Origin of the sequence: Pandoraea iniqua (genome assembly GCF_902459685.1) — a bacterium.
In the GTDB taxonomy this organism is placed as follows: Bacteria; Pseudomonadota; Gammaproteobacteria; order Burkholderiales; family Burkholderiaceae; genus Pandoraea; species Pandoraea iniqua.
In genome coordinates this window covers 212,267-229,470 of record NZ_CABPSF010000005.1, presented here as the reverse complement: position 1 = coordinate 229,470, position 17,204 = coordinate 212,267, and the positions used below count along the sequence as shown (strand labels likewise).

General features: G+C 61.0%; 16 protein-coding genes and 1 pseudogene. 9 read left to right on the top strand and 8 right to left on the bottom strand.

Annotated elements, in window-relative coordinates; genetic code table 11:
• Positions 1 to 143 precede the first annotated feature (143 nt).
• The 6 genes from PIN31009_RS18685 (at position 144) to PIN31009_RS18660 (ending at position 6,255) form a co-directional block, all read left to right on the top strand.
• Positions 144 to 905, top strand: coding sequence for an alpha/beta fold hydrolase (locus tag PIN31009_RS18685; protein WP_150791244.1), 762 nt, complete (start codon positions 144 to 146; stop codon positions 903 to 905).
• The gene (locus tag PIN31009_RS18680; RefSeq protein ID WP_150791243.1) at positions 902 to 2,167 is read left to right on the top strand and encodes an iron-containing alcohol dehydrogenase; all 1,266 of its coding nucleotides are present in this window, start codon (positions 902 to 904) and stop codon (positions 2,165 to 2,167) included. The genes PIN31009_RS18685 and PIN31009_RS18680 overlap by 4 nt, the downstream gene beginning before the upstream one ends.
• A gap of 145 nt (positions 2,168 to 2,312) precedes the next feature.
• Positions 2,313 to 3,695 (top strand): MFS transporter, encoded by a 1,383-nt coding sequence (locus tag PIN31009_RS18675; protein ID WP_150791242.1) that lies wholly within the window; start codon positions 2,313 to 2,315, stop codon positions 3,693 to 3,695.
• A 46-nt stretch (positions 3,696 to 3,741) separates the two neighbouring features.
• On the top strand, positions 3,742 to 4,551 hold the full coding sequence (locus tag PIN31009_RS18670) for a fatty acid hydroxylase family protein (protein WP_150791241.1): 810 nt from the start codon (positions 3,742 to 3,744) through the stop codon (positions 4,549 to 4,551).
• A 54-nt stretch (positions 4,552 to 4,605) separates the two neighbouring features.
• Positions 4,606 to 5,550, top strand: coding sequence for an alpha/beta hydrolase (locus tag PIN31009_RS18665; protein ID WP_217426811.1), 945 nt, complete (start codon positions 4,606 to 4,608; stop codon positions 5,548 to 5,550).
• 90 nt (positions 5,551 to 5,640) lie between these two features.
• Positions 5,641 to 6,255 (top strand): 3'-5' exonuclease, encoded by a 615-nt coding sequence (locus PIN31009_RS18660; protein ID WP_150791240.1) that lies wholly within the window; start codon positions 5,641 to 5,643, stop codon positions 6,253 to 6,255.
• Between the two features lie 59 nt (positions 6,256 to 6,314).
• On the opposite strand, the gene PIN31009_RS18655 is transcribed toward PIN31009_RS18660, so the two are convergent.
• Positions 6,315 to 6,938, bottom strand: a complete 624-nt coding sequence (locus tag PIN31009_RS18655; RefSeq protein ID WP_150791239.1) for a uracil-DNA glycosylase — start codon at positions 6,936 to 6,938, stop codon at positions 6,315 to 6,317.
• A gap of 168 nt (positions 6,939 to 7,106) precedes the next feature.
• Positions 7,107 to 8,438 (bottom strand): SGNH/GDSL hydrolase family protein, encoded by a 1,332-nt coding sequence (locus PIN31009_RS18650; RefSeq protein WP_246185739.1) that lies wholly within the window; start codon positions 8,436 to 8,438, stop codon positions 7,107 to 7,109.
• A gap of 111 nt (positions 8,439 to 8,549) precedes the next feature.
• Between PIN31009_RS18650 and PIN31009_RS18645 the strand changes: the two genes are divergently transcribed.
• The gene (locus PIN31009_RS18645; protein WP_150791238.1) at positions 8,550 to 9,464 is read left to right on the top strand and encodes a LysR family transcriptional regulator; all 915 of its coding nucleotides are present in this window, start codon (positions 8,550 to 8,552) and stop codon (positions 9,462 to 9,464) included.
• A gap of 90 nt (positions 9,465 to 9,554) precedes the next feature.
• On the opposite strand, the gene guaA is transcribed toward PIN31009_RS18645, so the two are convergent.
• From guaA to guaB, 3 genes are read right to left on the bottom strand one after another with little or no spacing between them, the layout of a single operon-like run.
• Positions 9,555 to 11,138, bottom strand: a complete 1,584-nt coding sequence (gene guaA / locus PIN31009_RS18640) for a glutamine-hydrolyzing GMP synthase (RefSeq protein WP_058378957.1) — start codon at positions 11,136 to 11,138, stop codon at positions 9,555 to 9,557.
• A complete protein-coding gene (locus tag PIN31009_RS18635) occupies positions 11,113 to 11,829 on the bottom strand; it encodes a hypothetical protein (protein WP_150686535.1) in 717 nt (238 codons plus the stop codon). The genes guaA and PIN31009_RS18635 overlap by 26 nt, the downstream gene beginning before the upstream one ends.
• A 6-nt stretch (positions 11,830 to 11,835) precedes the next feature.
• Positions 11,836 to 13,296 carry an IMP dehydrogenase gene (guaB, locus tag PIN31009_RS18630; protein WP_058378959.1) on the bottom strand — a complete coding sequence of 487 codons (1,461 nt, stop codon included), beginning with the start codon at positions 13,294 to 13,296 and terminating at the stop codon, positions 11,836 to 11,838.
• A 262-nt stretch (positions 13,297 to 13,558) separates the two neighbouring features.
• Here guaB and PIN31009_RS18625 point away from each other — a divergent pair, with 262 nt between their 5' ends.
• The gene (locus tag PIN31009_RS18625) at positions 13,559 to 14,488 is read left to right on the top strand and encodes a DMT family transporter (RefSeq protein ID WP_087689092.1); all 930 of its coding nucleotides are present in this window, start codon (positions 13,559 to 13,561) and stop codon (positions 14,486 to 14,488) included.
• 89 nt (positions 14,489 to 14,577) lie between these two features.
• Here the strand turns inward: PIN31009_RS18625 and PIN31009_RS18620 are convergent, their stop codons facing one another.
• Together PIN31009_RS18620 and PIN31009_RS18615 are read right to left on the bottom strand one after the other, a co-directional pair.
• Positions 14,578 to 14,913, bottom strand: coding sequence for an RnfH family protein (locus tag PIN31009_RS18620; protein WP_150791237.1), 336 nt, complete (start codon positions 14,911 to 14,913; stop codon positions 14,578 to 14,580).
• Positions 14,903 to 15,337 carry a type II toxin-antitoxin system RatA family toxin gene (locus PIN31009_RS18615; protein WP_058378962.1) on the bottom strand — a complete coding sequence of 145 codons (435 nt, stop codon included), beginning with the start codon at positions 15,335 to 15,337 and terminating at the stop codon, positions 14,903 to 14,905. The genes PIN31009_RS18620 and PIN31009_RS18615 overlap by 11 nt, the downstream gene beginning before the upstream one ends.
• A 154-nt stretch (positions 15,338 to 15,491) precedes the next feature.
• Here PIN31009_RS18615 and smpB point away from each other — a divergent pair.
• A pseudogene (smpB, locus tag PIN31009_RS18610) lies at positions 15,492 to 15,953 on the top strand (SsrA-binding protein SmpB); the annotation flags it as partial.
• 147 nt (positions 15,954 to 16,100) lie between these two features.
• Here the strand turns inward: smpB and PIN31009_RS18605 are convergent.
• Positions 16,101 to 17,126 carry an SPFH domain-containing protein gene (locus PIN31009_RS18605; protein WP_150791236.1) on the bottom strand — a complete coding sequence of 342 codons (1,026 nt, stop codon included), beginning with the start codon at positions 17,124 to 17,126 and terminating at the stop codon, positions 16,101 to 16,103.
• Between the last annotated feature and the right edge of the window lie 78 nt (positions 17,127 to 17,204).

The following is a 17,204-nucleotide window of genomic DNA, read 5'->3' as shown; positions in this document are numbered from 1 at the left end:
TGTATATCACTTGCTTCTGACGCCCTCTCACGACGCCCCTCCCCTGCGCTACCCGGGCTTTCCCGGTGTTCGTGCCGCTTGTCCGGTCAAACTGATGTGCTATTATTCATCAACTAATATATTACTCAAACAAAAGGCTTACGATGGAGATTCGGCGCGTAGGAACGCCCGGTGGCTTTCCAGTAGTCGCCCTGCATGGCATTCAGGGGACGAACGAATCGTGGGTGCCGCTGGCGACCACGCTTGGCGACGCGTTCGAGTTCATTCTCCCGAACCTGCCCGGCAGAGGTGACGCGGCATTTCCGGCCGCCCCAGCGGCATGCAGCGCCGACGCGTTCGCGCGGCTCGTCGGCGGAGTCATCGAGCACGAGGTCGGCACTCGCCCCTACGTACTGGCCGGCTGGAGCATGGGCGTGTCCGTCATCTTCGAACTGATGGCACAACTGGCGAATGGCACAGCACGACACGCGCCGCCGGTGGCCGTCATGCTGATGTCGGGCACCGCGCAACTGAATGAAGTGCATTGGTTCGGGGCGTCCGGAGAGACCGCATTGCTCGACGAGATCCGGCAGCGGGAGAGTCGTCTGGGACTCACGCGCGCAGCTCACCCGCTGGTTGTGGCGTGGACTTGGCAGGCGCTCAAACCCGTCTCTCATCTCGCGCATCTGACTCACGTCACCATGCCCGCGCTCATCGTTCACGGCAGCGACGATGAAGACTGCCCGGTCGCGCACGCCCACCGCATGCATGAGGGCATTCGTGACGCGACGCTGCATGTGATTCCCGGCGCTCGCCATTCCCTTCTGACGCAGAACACGCAAGCCGTCGGTGCCGCCGTGCGGGCCTTCCTGTCCCGGCACAGCGCGGCGTCGCAGCCCCCGTTCAACCGAAAGGAAAATTCATGAGAATCGATGACTGCATCCACTTTTGTGCGCCCTCCCGGCTCATCATCGAACTGGGTTATCGCCACAAGCTTCCCCAACTGCTGCACAGTCTTGGCTACCGACGAGGCCTGCTCCTCACCGACCGCTTCTTCGCCGACAAAACGTCTTGGGTGAACGATTACGTAGCTGCATGCGAACGCCTTGGTGTCCACGTGGATGTCTACGCTGGCGGCCAACCGGACCCCACCACCGACCTCTGCGATCAAGCGACCGTTGAACTGCGCCGCATACTCGACGGTCAACGCCCCGACCATGTCGTTTCACTGGGCGGCGGCAGCAACATCGATCTGGCCAAGGCGCTGTGTGTCACGCTCCCTGACGGGCGCCCCATTCGCGACTTCGGCGCCGGTGTCACAAGCGACTCGCCGGTCATCGATCACATTTCCGTGCCGACCACCGCGGGCACCGGCTCGGAGCTCACACCGGGCACCATCCTGTTCGACCCGGCGACCGGCATCAAGACGGCCGTGATGGACAACCGCCTGCGCCCCGTTATCGCCGCCGTCGACCCCGAACTCACGTTCACCTGTCCGCCCAAGGTCACGGCCGAGTCCGGCATCGACGCCCTCACGCACGCGCTTGAATCGTTCGTCACGCTCGACTCCAGCCGGTTCGATCGCAACGGCAGCGCCGACCCGGGTTACAGCGGCCGCAGCGGCCTCACGATGCTCTTCGCCCGTGAGTCGATCCGGCTGGCGGCCGCGTATCTGCTGCGTTGCTACGAGAATGGCAACGACGTGGAGGCGCGCGTCGGCATGTGCTACGCGAGCGTCTATGCCGCGATGTCGTACGGCAGTGCGGGGCTCAACGCGGTCCACGGCATTGCTTACGGGGTTGCAGCCCTCACACACAAATCCCACGGCGCCACGAACGCGGTGGTGCTGCCGTATGCCATCGATCTCTTGCGCGAATCGCGCCACACCGAGTTGCTCGAAGTCGCCCGAATGTTCGGCATCGACGACGCCGATGACGTGCAGGCGGTTCGCGCGTTGCCCCACCTGCTGCGCGATCTCGTCGGCAAGTTGGGTATCCCCACCGATCTCAACGCGTTCGGCATCGCGCGTGCATCACTGAACGACCTGCTCTCCGATTCACTCGGCGTGACTCGGCTGGCCAAAGCATTCCCCGTTGGGAATATCGAAGCAGGCTATGCGGAAATCATCGATAACGCATGGCAAGGAGCGCTTCGAGACGAGAAGGCAGAGAGACTGACAGCCGCCTGATTGCGACGAATCGACTCGATTCGCGCTTTCACGGCTGCCCTCGCAAAGACACTACACATCAACGACCGGACCACCGGCCGCTTTGCGTCTCAATGTCTAATATGTTAGTTGATTATCAGCAACATGTATTGGAGGAGACACCCCTATGAATATGTCCGCAGCCGCGTCGCGGCTAGGTGTTGACGTGGTCGCCCGGCTTGAGCGGCTACCGATGACCCGTTATCAGCGCAGTCTTTTCTCGATCATCGCCACGGCTTGGTTTTTCGATTCGATGGATCTCGGATTGATGACGTTCGTGCTGGGTTCGATCAAGGCTGAATTCGGCTTGTCCGCGTCGCAAGCCGGGCTGCTCGCCAGTTCCAGCTTCCTCGGGATGTTCGTGGGGGCCGCGACGGCGGGCTTGCTGGCTGACAAGTTCGGCAGAAAACCGATCTTCCAGATCAGCATGATCTTTTGGGGCGTCGGCAGCCTGATGTGCGGCTTCGCGCACAACGTCGATTCGCTGATGCTGTACCGCGTGCTGCTCGGCTTCGGCATGGGGATGGAGTTCCCGATCGGTCTGTCGATGGTCTCCGAGATCGTGCCGGCCAAGAGCCGTGGCAAGTACGTGGCCATTCTGGAGGGCTTCTGGCCTATCGGCTTCATTGCCGCGGGCGTGTTCGCCTACTTCATGTTGCCCGTGATCGGCTGGCGCGGCATCTTTATCGCGCTGGCCGTCCCGGCGGTGTTCGTGTTCGTCATCCGGCGCATGGTGCCGGAATCGCCTCGCTGGCTCGAAGACACCGGGCGCATGAAAGACGCGGCCGATGTCATGAACCTCATCGAAGCCAAGGTGGAAAAAGCGTACGGGCGCAAGCTGCCCGAGCCGGTCGTCACGGCAGGCGCGCCGCGCGTTCAGTCTGACCGCAAAGCGCTCTTCGCCGAGATCTGGCGCGGCATCTATGCCAAACGCACGGTCATGCTGTGGACCACGTGGTTCTTCGCCCTGCTCGGTTACTACGGGCTGACGACGTGGCTCGGCGCCTTGCTGCAACAGGCCGGTTACGAGATCACCAAGTCGGTGCTCTACACCGTCTACATCTCGCTCGCCGGCATTCCGGGCTTCCTCTTTTCCGCATGGTTGCTCGAGAAATGGGGACGCAAGCCGACGTGTGCACTGATGTTGCTGGGCAGTGCCGTGGCGGCCTATCTGTATGGGCAGGCAGCGGGCCACAAAGCGCCCATCGAGCAGTTGATCGCGGCGGGTCTCATGATGCAGTTCTTCCTCTTCGGCATGTGGTCCGTGCTGTACGCCTACACGCCCGAGCTCTACCCCACCCGCATGCGCGCCACCGGTTCCGGCTTCGCGTCTTCCATCGGACGCGTCGGGTCGTTGGCCGGGCCCTTCGCCATCGGTGTGCTGCTGCCGACGTGGGGCCAGACGGGCGTGTTCACCATGGGCGCCCTCTCCTTCGTCATCGCCGCACTGGCCGTGCTGTTGCTCGGGGTCGAAACCAAGGGGCGATCGCTGGAGGACGTGTCGCATTAGTCGCGCACTTGTTCATTTTTCATCGTTTAAACGCAGGAGACTCGCCGTGATTACAGAGCGTCAATTGAAGTTCAGAGAGCAGTACAAGTCCGATATCAGCCCAATGTATAACGGCCTCCTGCACATCGTCGTGATGTACATCGTGGCCATTGGTGCGGTGAGTTACGCGGTGAGCCGGTTGCAGCAGCCCACGTGGGAATGGTTGTTGATCGTGCCAGTGTTTTTGGCGGGCAACTTCGTCGAATGGTTCATGCACCGGTTTGTGATGCACCGGCGAGTGGATGTCTGGGGCTTGCGCGAGATTTACAACCGCCATACGCGCCAGCATCACCAGTACTTCACCGATCAGTTGTCGACGATCGACACCACGCGCGAATTCCGGATCGTGTTTTTTCCGTGGCGCGTGCTGATTACGCTCGGCGTAGGCGGCGGCGTCTTTGGCTACGTGACCTCGCTGATTCTGAACACGAATGCGGGCTGGATGGTTTTCCTGACGATGGTCGGCCAGTATGTGATTTATGAGACATTCCACTATTGCTGCCACTGTCACGAGAACTGGTTCGTGCGCCATATGCCGTTCATCAACACCATTCGCCGCCATCACACCGCCCATCACAACATGGGCATCATGATGAAATACAACATGAACCTGACCTTCCCGATTGCCGACTGGTATATGGGAAGCAGCGATTTGCGGCGCGGTCTGCTGGGCCATCTGTTTAACGGCTATAGCGAAAAGCACATTAAGGCGGAGCTCAAACCTATCATTGCGAAGTTCAGGGACGATCACTCTCAGGTCACGCTCGATGGCCCGATCCTTACGGAGGAGGAGCGCAAGGCGATGACAGCTTTCTGAGCGCACGGCTTTGGTAGAATCTGGCGCACACCGAGCGCTAGATAAGAGACCTTCATGATCGATCGACGTCAGTTCGTCCGCTATGGGTTAGGCGCCATGGCTGCCACATCGCTGTCCCGAATTGCCTACGCGGACGACGTAGATAAGAAGGTCTTTCTCGATTACACACAGAAGCAGTTGGACGACGCCTACACGCAGACCGTGTGGGCGCCCAATGCCAAGCAGGTGATCGACGGCTACGCGCGGACCAGCGAGGACGTGCGTCAGAAGCTGCCGCCGACCACGTATTCGTACGGCAGCAAGGCGTCGGAAAATCTCGACGTCTTTGCCCCGCCGGGTGCGCGCAATCTGCCCATCATGGTGTTCATCCACGGTGGCGCGTGGCAGATGCTCTCCAAGGACGACAGTTCCGGGCCGGCGCCGACGTTTGTCGGTGCTGGCGCGATCTATGTCGCGATCAATTTCGACAACATGCCGGCGAACACGCTGCCCGGTATGGTCGATCAATGTCGCCGGGCGCTGGCGTGGGTGGGTGCCAATGCGCGGCGCTTCGGCGGCGACCCTGAGCGCGTTTATGTTTCGGGGCATTCGTCGGGCGGTCATCTGACGGCGGTGATGCTCACCACTGACTGGAAGGCGCACGGTGCGCCTGCACAGCTGCTCAAGGGTGGCGTTGTGATGAGCGGGATGGGCGACCTTGCGCCGGTCGTCATGTCGGTGCGCGGGAAGTACGTGACGCTGAGTCCGGCACAGGTGATTGAATTCAGCCCGATGAAGCAACTGGACAAGGCCAATTGTCCGGCGCTGGTGGCGTGGGGGACGCTGGAGAGTCCGGAGTTCAAACGCCAGAACCGGGAGCTTGCCGATGCACTGGCGGGTCGCGCGCGGCTTGCCGGTGTGTTTCAGGTGAGAGGCGCGAACCACTTCGAAGTGGTTAACGAGTTGAATCGGCCCGATTCTGAGTTGTCCCGGGCGACGTTGGCGTTGATGAATATTTGATGCCGGTGATCGACCCAGTGCCGAGCCCCAGCGCCAAGTTATTTGTAGTTCAGTAGTTCAGTAATTCAGTAATTCTTGATTCAGAGACGTATGCAAACTGTTGCCGTGCTTGACTTCGAAACGACGGGCTTGTCGCCCACGCAGGGTGACCGGGCCACCGAAATTGCCGTGGTGCTGTGGCGTGACGGGCAGATTGTCGACCGCTATCAGAGCCTGATGAACGCGGGACGACGCATTCCGTCCGACGTGGTGGCACTCACCGGTATCACGAACGACATGATCGCGTCAGCGCCGCCCGTCTCGAAGGTCATGCGCGAAGCGGTCGCGTTCGTGGGCAACTGCCCTGTCGTTGCGCACAATGCCGGCTTCGACAAACGGTTCTGGCAGGCGGAGCTTGCGTTGCTCGGCACCCCGGCGAATCACGCGTTCGCGTGCACGATGCTGACGGCGCGCCGGATTTATCCGAATGCAGTGAATCACCGGCTGTCGAGCTTGGCAGCGATGCTGCAACTGCCGCAAACCGGACGCGCTCACCGGGCGATGGTTGACGCGGAAATGACAACCCATCTCTGGCAACGGATGCAGAACGACATCTCGCGGACCTATGGCCTTGCTCGTGTCGATCACGCACTGATTTCTCGCGTGCAAGTCACGAGCAAGGAAAAGGTGCCGATGTTGTTGCGGACGTTGGCGGCGGGTGGGTAAGCGAGACGGCTGCCGGTACGAAAATGCCCGCCGTGGAGCTCATGTATTGGCGGGAAGATTCACTTGGAGCGCAGCAAGCTATTCGCTGCATTCGCCCATTGCTCCGGTATGCGATCCCACATCGCCCGATTTATGCTGCGAACTTTTGGGGAAGGATGAGCCGAAGTGAAGATATTGACGTCCAGCGACGCCATCAGCTTCTCAGCCCTCCCCGCCTTTCGCCCAACTAAGACCGCAGTCTTCAGATTTGGCAGCAACGCCACAAGGTTGTTTAGCTCTTGAAGGCCTTCGCGCCATTCCGTTGATCCGACCTTGATGGTTTTATTCCATCCGGGCACGACATTCCACAGCACCGTTCTCTTTCTGCTGATCTTTGCTTCGTTCATAAAGCGGAACAACGCTTCTGCCGTCAGATCATCGTTGTTGCGAGAAATGAAGCCTGACCCCATGCGCTTACCTGACATTGAAGTCATCGGGCCAGGTTTCTCCAAGAGAAAAAGCATATCGGCATCAACGCCGCCATCTGCCGGATCAAAATCCTGAAATTCCCATTCTGGCTGTTTGACCCTAAGCCCCTCAACATAGGAAACTAACGGGGCAATATGGGGTTCGTTCAGCATGCCTCGTCGCTGCACTATTGCCTCTGGTTGTTTGAAGGAGCGAGGCGTATTGATGTAATCCATGGATCGCGTGTTCCCAAATGATGGCTTTGCTCTTGGGGGCCCCGTGCTGCGGCATTGCGTTCGAACTCAGGGGAAACGAACGATGTTGCCCGGTCATCAGGCGCAACTTCATCGCGAGAATTTTCGCTTAAATGAGTGCCCCGATGAGATTAAAACACGGCACATCCGTCACTCCCGAACAATACCTGAGTCGGAACTCAATGCTTGGCGTGTGAGACCGATACCGGGCAGCAAGGCGTCAATATCGACGGTCTCGGCCATCGCACGATTGCCTTCGTCACCCGGATGCAGATGATCCCCGGAATCGAACCGTGCGTTCATCCGGGACGGATGCACAGGGTCGCGCAGTGCTGCGTCAAAATCGATGACGGCATCGAAAGCGCCGCCGTCACGAATCCACGCGTTCACGCGCTGACGTAACGCATCCTTTTCCCGCTGGTAGTAGTTATCAAGCGGCGTGCCGGGCAACGCGCCCTCAAACGGCGTGAGCGTTGCGCCAATCACGCGAATGCCTCGGGCATGTGCCTGCGCGATCAGCTGGCGATAGCCCGACGTTAGGGCCTCCAGTGTCGGTAGCGCGCTGGTCGGCGCGAAGGCCGTCCCCGGCCATGAGATGTCGTTGATGCCCAGCATGACGACGACGCTCTTCACACCCGGCTGCGCGAGCACGTCGCGATCGATTCGCGCCAATGCGTTCACCCCCATACCATCGGACAACAGTCGAGCGCCCGAAATACCGGCGTTGACAACGCCCACGCCGTACGGCGCCAAGCGAGCCGCCAGAAAATCGGGCCACCGGCTGTCCTTGTCGAGGCTGGCGGTCGCGCCATCCGTGATGGAATCACCGATGACTGCAATCGTTTGCGTGGTCGATGGTGCTTCGACGAGTACCCCGCTAAGCAGCGTACGCGCTGTTGTGCTTTCCGTTTTCGGCCCTGACGGAGGCGGTGTCGCCACCGTCGTCTGGTCGCCGGCAACGATCCATCCGGTCTGACGGCCGTCCCAGTGGAACGTGGTCACTGGTGTGCTTTCCGGCAAATACACGCTCACCGTCACCTGTCCGAGTGCGGGCACGGACAACGCAACGGGGTCGCTGACCAACGATGCGCCGGGCAGGATCGTGGCCGTTTCGTGCCCACCGAAGGTGGTGATTCGCAGGCTGTCGTTGATCAGTCCACCATCCCCATCCGCCGCCGGCAACGCGATCGTGGCCTTCCCCACGATGATCGGCTGCTTTCCGTACGCATTGGACAAGACGATGCGTACCCGCTTCCCGCCCAGACTGACGCGGGCCACCTGACGTACGGTCTGATCACGCAGTGTCGCGGGAATGTTGGTCGGAAACAGGAAGTCAGCGCCCCATACGGGCTGCGGGCTGGCGGTCCATGTGGTGATCCAAGTTGCGTCGGCAGCGCAGGCCTGCGTAGAGGAAACCGCTGTGCCAATCGTTAGCGCCAAGCCCAGCATCGCGTTGGTCGAGGATTTTGAGACGATTTTCATATTGGTGAATTCAATGTCAACACAGGTGTTAATCATGAATTCAACGACACATATGGACTAGACTGTCTCCGGTACAAATATTCGTGACTTGAATTCACCGAGGAGGTCGTCGTGGCACGTCTTGAGGTCAACCGGTCCGGCGAGCTGGAAGTGTTCGTTCGCGTCATCAAACTGGGCGGCTTCGCGGCAGCGGCGCGTGCCAGTGGGATGACGCCGTCTGCCGTCAGCAAGCTCGTGGGGCGGCTGGAGGGTCGTCTCGGGACGCGATTGATCAACCGGTCCACCCGACAACTTCAATTGACGCCGGAAGGCTGCACATTCTATGAGCGCGGCATTCAGGTGCTGGCCGATCTGGACGAAGCCGAACGTTACGCAAGTGCGCAAGTCACGCCTCGCGGCAGGCTGCGGGTCAACGCGAACGTGCCGTTCGCGCACCATTTTCTGCTGCCACTCGTGCCCGAATTTCTTGAGCGCTATCCGGATGTCTCGCTGGATATCGTACTGACCGATGAAGTCATCGACATCCTTGAGCAGAGGACCGATGTCGCGGTTCGTGCCGGTCCGCTCAAGAGTTCCAGTCTCATGGCGCGCAAGCTCGGCCAGACGCGAATGGTGATTGTTGGTGCGCCCAGTTATCTGGCGCGTCGCGGGACGCCGACGACGCCAGACGAATTGCAGCAACACAATCTGCTCGGGGCGAATTACGTGCGGGCGCAGCCGGGGTGGCCGTTTCGGGTTGATGGTGTGGACACTGTGTTCCCCGTCACTGGCAATGCACAAGCCAGCGATGGCGAAGCGCTGCACCGTCTGGCCGTCGCCGGGCTCGGCTTGGCCCGCCTCGCCGCATTTCAAGTGCGAGAAGACATCGCCGCCGGGAGACTGGTGCCGCTACTCGAAGCCTTCAATCCGGGCGAGGTGGAAGAGGTTCACTCGGTGTTCGTGGGGCAAGGTGGCCACCTGCCCTTGCGCGTGCGAGCGCTGCTGGATTTTCTTGCCGAGCGGGTCAGCATCAGTGAGCGCTATTGATTGGCGCGAATGAAAAAACGGCTTGGCAATTGAATTGCCAAGCCGTTTCTCATTCGCTACCGAGCTAATCTCCTAACTGCGTGGAGATTTTTACTCCCACTCAATCGTTGCAGGCGGCTTACCCGAGATGTCATAAACAACCCGGTTCAAACCACGCACTTCATTAATGATGCGGTTCGAGACCTTACCAAGCAGGTCGTGCGGCAGGTGGGCCCAGTGGGCCGTCATGAAGTCTTGCGTCTGCACAGCGCGCAGTGCCACCACCCACTCATACGTGCGGCCATCGCCCATCACGCCCACGCTCTTCACCGGCAGGAACACTGCGAACGCCTGGCTCGTCAGTTCGTACCAAGTCTTGCCGCTATTCGGCTCGACCGTGTTGCGCAGCTCTTCGATGAAGATCGCATCGGCGCGGCGCAGCAGGTCGGCATACTCGGACTTCACTTCGCCCAGAATACGAACGCCCAGACCCGGGCCCGGGAACGGGTGGCGATACACCATATCGTGCGGCAGACCCAGCGCCACGCCCAACTCGCGCACTTCGTCCTTGAACAGATCGCGCAGCGGTTCCAGCAGCTTCAGACCCAGCGTCTCCGGCAGGCCGCCCACGTTGTGGTGGCTCTTGATCGTCGTCGCCTTCTTCGTCTTCGCACCGCCCGACTCGATCACGTCCGGATAGATCGTGCCCTGTGCCAGCCACTTCGCATTCTTCAGCTTCTTCGCTTCGGCCTGGAACACTTCCACGAACTCGCGGCCGATGATCTTGCGCTTCTGCTCCGGATCGGTCACGCCCTTCAGGTGACCCATGAACTGCGCCGACGCGTCCACGTGCACCACCTTCGCGTGCAGACGGCCCTGGAACATTTCCATCACCATCTGGCCTTCGTTCAGACGCAGCAGACCGTGGTCAACGAACACGCACGTCAGCTGATCGCCAATCGCTCGGTGAATCAGCGCCGCCGCGACGCTCGAATCGACACCGCCCGACAGACCCAGAATCACTTCCTCGTCGCCCACTTGCTCGCGAATGGCCTTCACAGCCTCTTCGATGTGGTCGCGCATGATCCAGTCCGGCTTGGCACCCGCGATCTGGAGCACAAAGCGCTCCAGCAACTCGCGGCCCTTCACCGTGTGCGTGACTTCCGGGTGGAACTGCACCGCGTAATAGTTGCGCGCCACGTCAGCGATACCGGCAATCGGGCAGCTCGGCGTCGATGCCATCAGCTCGAAGCCCGGCGGCAGTTGCGTCACCTTGTCGCCGTGGCTCATCCACACCTTGAGCATGCCGTGACCTTCGGCCGTACGGAAATCCTCAATGCCTTCGAGCAACGGCGTATGCGCATGCGCACGCACTTCGGCATAGCCGAACTCGCGATGATCGCTGGCCTCGACCTGTCCGCCCAACTGCACCGTCATCGCAAACATGCCGTAGCAAATGCCCAGCACCGGCACGCCCAGTTCCCAGACCGCCTGCGGTGCACGCAAGTCCTTATCTTCGTACGTGCTCGCATGGCTGCCCGACAGAATGACGGCCTTCGGGTTGAATTCGCGGATGAATTCGTCCGAAACGTCGTTCGGATGGATCTCGCAGTAGACGTGCGCTTCGCGAACGCGGCGTCCAATGAGCTGGGTGACTTGCGAGCCGAAGTCAAGAATGAGGATTTTGTCGTGCATCGTGAGGTACGGATGAAGTGGATTCGTTGGACGTCGGCGCCGTGGCGGAAGGCACGGGCGTGACAATGCCGGTGGCGCCTACAGGCTCGACCGGCGTAGCGGGTGCGGAGCCGCCGCGAGGCGTCTCCATGCGCGGCTCAGCGCGCGTGCCTCGGGCCTCGTCGGCCCGGGCATCGGGGTAGTCGTACGGAACGGTGTCGCGCGCGTCGCGTGAATCACGTGATGCCCGGCCTGCGCCGTCAGTCACGACGCCGCCACGCACCCGCTCAGTGGACTGCTGTGCCGCCTTCACACGCTCTTTCGTGCGTACGCTGGAGGCCAGCTTGACGAGAATTGCGCCAATCACGAGCAACACGCCGCCGAGCGCCGGCATCAACAACTTGCCGCCGCCCGTGACCGGCAATTGCCCGGAAATCAGCCACCCCAGCACGAACGCACCAATGACCCAGTTGATGTGCCCCGTCACTTTCGCGACGGTCGACGTCAACTGGCCATTCACGGTGGCGTGCCATTGCAGCCAGGCCACACCGATGAATGCCACCCCCAACGCCTGCGCATAAAGCACAGGCGATGGCGCAGGCACCTCGATGGCTGCATACAGCGAGGACCAGAACGACGCAATCAACAGCACACCGAGTGCCAGATTCAACGCCGCATCGAGGAACAGTACCGTACGCAACATGGCCTTCATGGGCAATTACTCCACGTGGTAGTTGGGGGCTTCCTTCATGATCTGAACATCGTGAACATGCGACTCGCGCATGCCGGCAGACGTGATTTCCACAAACTCGGCACGGTTGTGCAGGTCTTCGATCGACGGGCAACCCAGATAGCCCATGGACGAGCGAATACCGCCAGTCAGCTGGTGAATGATCGCCAGCACACTACCCTTATACGCCACTCGGCCTTCGATGCCTTCCGGCACGAGCTTGTCGGCGTTGTTGGCCGGGTCCTGGAAGTAACGGTCGGCTGCGCCATCCTTCATCGCGCCCACCGAACCCATGCCGCGGTAGCTCTTGTACGAACGGCCCTGATACAGGAACACTTCGCCCGGGGCTTCTTCCGTGCCCGAGAACATGCTGCCCATCATCACGGTGTGTGCGCCCGCGGCCAGCGCCTTAGCGATGTCACCCGAGTAACGGATACCACCGTCCGCGATCAGCGGCACGCCAGTGTCCTTCAATGCCTTGGCCACATTGGCAATCGCCGTGATCTGCGGCACGCCAACGCCTGCCACGATACGCGTCGTGCAGATCGAACCCGGGCCGATACCGACCTTGACCGCATCGGCGCCGTGTTCGACCAGCGCCAGTGCGGCGCTCGCCGTGGCGATGTTGCCGCCGACGACTTCGATTTGCGGGAAATGCTTCTTGACCCACTGCACGCGATCCAGCACGCCTTGGCTGTGGCCGTGTGCCGTGTCGACCACGATGACGTCAACGCCGGCGGCTACCAGCAGTTCGACGCGCTCTTCGTTGTCCGGGCCCACGCCGACCGCCGCGCCAACGCGCAGCTTGCCGTGTTCGTCCTTGTTCGCGAGCGGGTGCTCGGTCGCCTTCGTAATGTCCTTGACGGTCATCAGGCCGCGCAGCTCGAACGCATCGTTCACGACCAGCACGCGCTCAAGGCGGTGGCTGTGCATCAGATGCTCGGCGTCGGCCGGCGAGGCGCCTTCAGGCACCGTGATCAGCTTGTCCTTCGGCGTCATGATCGCGCGCACCGGCTCGTCCAGACGCTTCTCGAAACGCAAGTCGCGGTTGGTAACGATACCGATCAGTTGCGCGCCTTCGACCACCGGGAAACCGGAAATGCCATGCTGGTTCGACAGCGCAATCACGTCGCGCACCTTCATGTGCGGCGGAATCGTGATCGGGTCGCGCACCACGCCAGACTCGAAACGCTTGACCTTGGCGACTTCGCGCGCCTGCTCGGCCGGCTTCAGGTTCTTGTGAATAATGCCGATACCGCCCTGCTGGGCCATGGCAATCGCCAGGCGAGCTTCGGTCACCGTATCCATGGCGGCCGACAGCAACGGCATATTCAAAGTGATGTTGCGCGTGAGCTTGGTTTTCAGGCTGGTGTCGCGCGGGAGAACGACCGAGTGGGCCGGGACGAGGAGCACGTCATCGAAAGTGAGTGCTTTTTGGATCAGACGCATGGCAAATCCTATAGGCGCAAAACCGAATTATACAGAAATCGCGCGATCGATGGCACGTCTACCCCATATGTCAAGGGGCTTTTTCCCCGATCAATTTCTCAAGCGGTCCGGGTGCCGGATTCCACAATTAACGCCCGCTGAGCCCATGCTATTCTTGCGCCCTCCCGGATGGCACTGGCCATCGCCATGACCGGCCCGTCAGCCTCACCGGCTAACTCCCCCGTCACCCTTCACTCTTCTACGGACAACAGGCGCGAACTTCATGGGCCAAGGCATTTCTTTCGGACTGGCAGCAGGCGCCCTCTGGGGACTGGTATTTCTCGCCCCACGTCTGCTTCCCGGCTTTTCGCCGCTGGAATTGTCCGCCGCGCGCTACGTGCTCTACGGCCTCGTGTCCGCCCTGCTGCTCGCCCCGCTTTGGTCGCGCCTGCGACATTCGGTCACAGGCAATGACTGGCGTGCGCTTTTCCGGCTGAGTCTGGTCGGGAATCTGATTTATTACCTCTTTCTCGCCGGCGCCGTCCAGATGGCCGGCATTGCGCCCGCGTCGCTGATCGTCGGCGTGCTGCCTGTGACGGTGACGCTGGTCGGCAGCCGGGACCACGGCGCCCTGCCCCTGTCGCGGCTGGCTGGGCCGCTGGCGCTGGTGGCCGCCGGGATCGTCTGCATCAATGTGGATGTCTTTGCGCACGCCACGGCTAACGGTGGCGACTGGCGGCTGACGCTGCTGGGCATTCTCTGCGCCGTCGGGGCGTTGGTGAGCTGGACTTGGTATGCGGTCGCGAATGCGCGCTATCTGGCACGCTTCGGCCACTTTACGAGTCAGGAATGGTCGCTGCTGACGGGGGTCGCGACGGGCGTACTCGCCCTCGTCTTGGCAGTGCCGGCCGTCTTGCTGCCGCATCCGGTGGCGGCCGATGTGCCGCGCGACTGGCAGATGTTCATTCTGGTGAACATTGCCGTGGCCGTCGGCGCATCGACCATCGGCAACGCGTTCTGGAATGCTGCCAGCCGGCGCCTGCCGCTGACGCTGTCAGGTCAGATGATCGTGTTTGAAACGCTGTTTGCGCTGGTCTACGGGTTCATCTACGAACACCGGTTGCCGCGCCTGCTGGAAGTGGCCGCCGTCGTGCTGCTACTGGCCGGGGTAAGCGCCTCGGTGCGGCTGCATGCGCGTGGCTCCGCACACTGACCGCGTTGAATTCTCTAGATTTTCTAAGTATCCGAGCCGATCGCCCTCGTGAAGCCGGCCGCCCTCGCGCGCGGCCACAGCGACTGTGATCAGCTGCCGCGACGGCTGCCGAGCCACTTCTGGCCCTCCCGGCTGCCTTCGTTGCGAACCTTGTCGACGCGACGCTGGCGGGCCAGTTTCGGATCCGCCTTGAGCGGACGGTAGATTTCCACGCGATCGCCCGCTTCTACGGCCGCATCGAGCGCCCGCACCTTGCCGAACACGCCCGCTTTCATGCGAGCCAGATCCAGTTCGGGGAATTGTTTCAGCAGACCGCTGCGCTCGATGGCATCGGCCACGGTCGCGCCTTGCGGCAGCGTGAGCGCGACAATGGCCTGCGTGTTGGGCAGCGCGTAGCAAACTTCGACGGCAAGCTCAGCGGACATAAACCGCCTCCGCGCGCTTGACGAAGGCGTCGACGAACGTATTCGCAATATGGCTAAACACGGGACCGATGACCTTTTCGAGCAGAAAATTCGCAAACTCGTAGTGCAGACCGAATTCGATCTTGCAGGCGTTCTCGCGCAGCGGCGTGAACTTCCACGTGCCATGGAAACGCTTGAAAGGCCCTTCGACAAAGGTCATCTGGATGGAGTGCGGACGCTCCTGAATATTGCGCGTCGCGAACGAGTGCTTCAGGCCCTTGAAGTCGATGAGCAGCGACGCCTCCATGCTGTGCTCGTCCTGGTGCCGAATATCGACACCACCGCACCAAGGCAGAAATTTGGGGTAATCGGCGACATTGGTCACCAGATCGTACATTTGCTCAGCAGAGAAATGCACGAGAACGGTTTTGCTGACTTCGGCCATCGTCTGTCGGGCAAGGCGTGCGTTTGCGCGAGCGCGTATCGATCGAGAATCGACACGCCTGCGTCGTGGGCCGCCCCTTGCCGAGACTCTTTGTTAAAATCAGCATTTTACCCGAGCCCGACTCACCGGGTCCGACCAAGTTACCCGCCAAGGATCCATGAGCATCATTGACAACAAGAAAGCCTTCTTCGACTACTTCATCGAGGAGCGATACGAAGCCGGGATCGTGCTCGAAGGATGGGAAGTCAAGGCGATTCGCGCCGGGCGGGCGCAGATCAAGGAAGGCTACGTCGTCGTCAAACACGGTGAAATCTTTCTGATCGGCGCAAATATCAGCCCGTTACAGACGGCTTCGACGCACATCAAGCCCGACCCGGTCCGCACGCGCAAGCTCCTGCTCAAGGCCGACGAAATCAAGAAGCTGATCGGCAAGGTCGAGCAGCGCGGCTACACGCTCGTGCCCCTGAACTTCCACTACAGCAAAGGTCTCGTGAAATGCGAGATCGGACTGGGCAAGGGCAAGAAGCAGCACGACAAGCGCGAAACCGAAAAGCAACGCGACTGGGATCGCGAGAAAGCCCGCTTGATGCGCACACCGACGCCGGCGGCGGACTGACGACGTTCGCGAGGCCGCCTGCGACAGCAAGTGCAGCGCCCTTGCCGCTCCCTTTCGGCACCCGCAAATGTCGCCAACGCGGCACCATAGAAAAACGGCCCCTAGGGGCCGTTTTGCTTTTCAACCGATTGTGGCGAACGCTACCGATCAGCGACGGACGCTGGAGCCACCAAAGCCCGCCACGCCGCCCGAGCCACCGGCACCACCAGTACCGCCAGCACCCGCGCCGCCACCGCCTGCGCCGCCACCCGAACCGCCCTCCGTGCCACGCACGATCTTGAGTGCCGACGCGATCATGCCGCTCATGTCCGTCAGATTGCCCGGCACGATCAGCGTGTTGCCCGCCTTGGCGAGCTTGCTGAACGCGTCGACATACTGCTCGGCCACCTTCAGGTTGACGGCTTCCATACCGCCCTGCGTCTGAATAGCCGTCGCAATCTTGTGAATGGCCTCGGCATTGGCTTCCGCCACCGCGAGAATCGCCGACGCTTCACCCTGTGCCTGATTGATCTGCGCCTGACGCTCACCTTCCGACTTCTGGATCGCTGCTTCGCGCGCGCCGGATGCAAGGTTGATCTGTTCCTGACGCTTACCTTCCGACGCAGCAATCAACGCGCGCTTTTCACGCTCAGCCGTGATCTGCGCTTGCATGGCGTGCAGAATTTCCTTCGGCGGCGTGAGGTCCTTGATCTCGTAACGCAGCACCTTCACGCCCCAGTTCGACGCGGCTTCATCCAGCGCATTGACCACGCTGTGATTGATGTATCCGCGCTCTTCGAACGTCTTGTCGAGCTCCAGCTTGCCGATCACGCTACGCAACGTCGTCTGTGCCAACTGCGTGATCGCCACGATGAAGTTGCTCGACCCGTACGACGCCTTCATTGGGTCCGTGACCTGAAAGTACAGAATGCCGTCGACCTGCAACTGCGTGTTGTCCTTGGTGATACAGATCTGGCTCGGCACATCGAGCGGAATTTCCTTGAGCAGATGCTTGTAAGCCACACGATCGACGAACGGCACGACGATCGACAAACCCGGTGTGAGCGTGGCGTGATACTTGCCGAGACGCTCAACCACCCATGCGTGCTGCTGGGGCACAATCTTGATCGAGCGCGCCGCGATGATGATCGCAATGATGAACAGAATGAACGCGACGTTGGATAGAGCGAACATGGTTTCCCCTGAAGCGCCGGCGAATACTGCCGGCTAGTTCCCCGTTGCGTAAAAACACGGGGCGTATATCGTAACGGC

What these genes read in the sequence shown, in the direction of transcription:
- PIN31009_RS18650 (WP_246185739.1), bottom strand. Translation starts at nt 8,438, where the DNA reads ATGAAAATCGTCTCAAAATCCTCGACCAACGCGATGCTGGGCTTGGCG.
- PIN31009_RS18680 (WP_150791243.1), top strand. Translation starts at nt 902, where the DNA reads ATGAGAATCGATGACTGCATCCACTTTTGTGCGCCCTCCCGGCTCATC.
- PIN31009_RS18665 (WP_217426811.1), top strand. Translation starts at nt 4,606, where the DNA reads ATGATCGATCGACGTCAGTTCGTCCGCTATGGGTTAGGCGCCATGGCT.
- guaB (WP_058378959.1), bottom strand. Translation starts at nt 13,296, where the DNA reads ATGCGTCTGATCCAAAAAGCACTCACTTTCGATGACGTGCTCCTCGTC.
- guaA (WP_058378957.1), bottom strand. Translation starts at nt 11,138, where the DNA reads ATGCACGACAAAATCCTCATTCTTGACTTCGGCTCGCAAGTCACCCAG.
- PIN31009_RS18685 (WP_150791244.1), top strand. Translation starts at nt 144, where the DNA reads ATGGAGATTCGGCGCGTAGGAACGCCCGGTGGCTTTCCAGTAGTCGCC.
- PIN31009_RS18605 (WP_150791236.1), bottom strand. Translation starts at nt 17,126, where the DNA reads ATGTTCGCTCTATCCAACGTCGCGTTCATTCTGTTCATCATTGCGATC.
- PIN31009_RS18625 (WP_087689092.1), top strand. Translation starts at nt 13,559, where the DNA reads ATGGGCCAAGGCATTTCTTTCGGACTGGCAGCAGGCGCCCTCTGGGGA.
- PIN31009_RS18620 (WP_150791237.1), bottom strand. Translation starts at nt 14,913, where the DNA reads ATGTCCGCTGAGCTTGCCGTCGAAGTTTGCTACGCGCTGCCCAACACG.
- PIN31009_RS18660 (WP_150791240.1), top strand. Translation starts at nt 5,641, where the DNA reads ATGCAAACTGTTGCCGTGCTTGACTTCGAAACGACGGGCTTGTCGCCC.
- PIN31009_RS18615 (WP_058378962.1), bottom strand. Translation starts at nt 15,337, where the DNA reads ATGGCCGAAGTCAGCAAAACCGTTCTCGTGCATTTCTCTGCTGAGCAA.
- PIN31009_RS18675 (WP_150791242.1), top strand. Translation starts at nt 2,313, where the DNA reads ATGAATATGTCCGCAGCCGCGTCGCGGCTAGGTGTTGACGTGGTCGCC.
- PIN31009_RS18655 (WP_150791239.1), bottom strand. Translation starts at nt 6,938, where the DNA reads ATGGATTACATCAATACGCCTCGCTCCTTCAAACAACCAGAGGCAATA.
- PIN31009_RS18635 (WP_150686535.1), bottom strand. Translation starts at nt 11,829, where the DNA reads ATGAAGGCCATGTTGCGTACGGTACTGTTCCTCGATGCGGCGTTGAAT.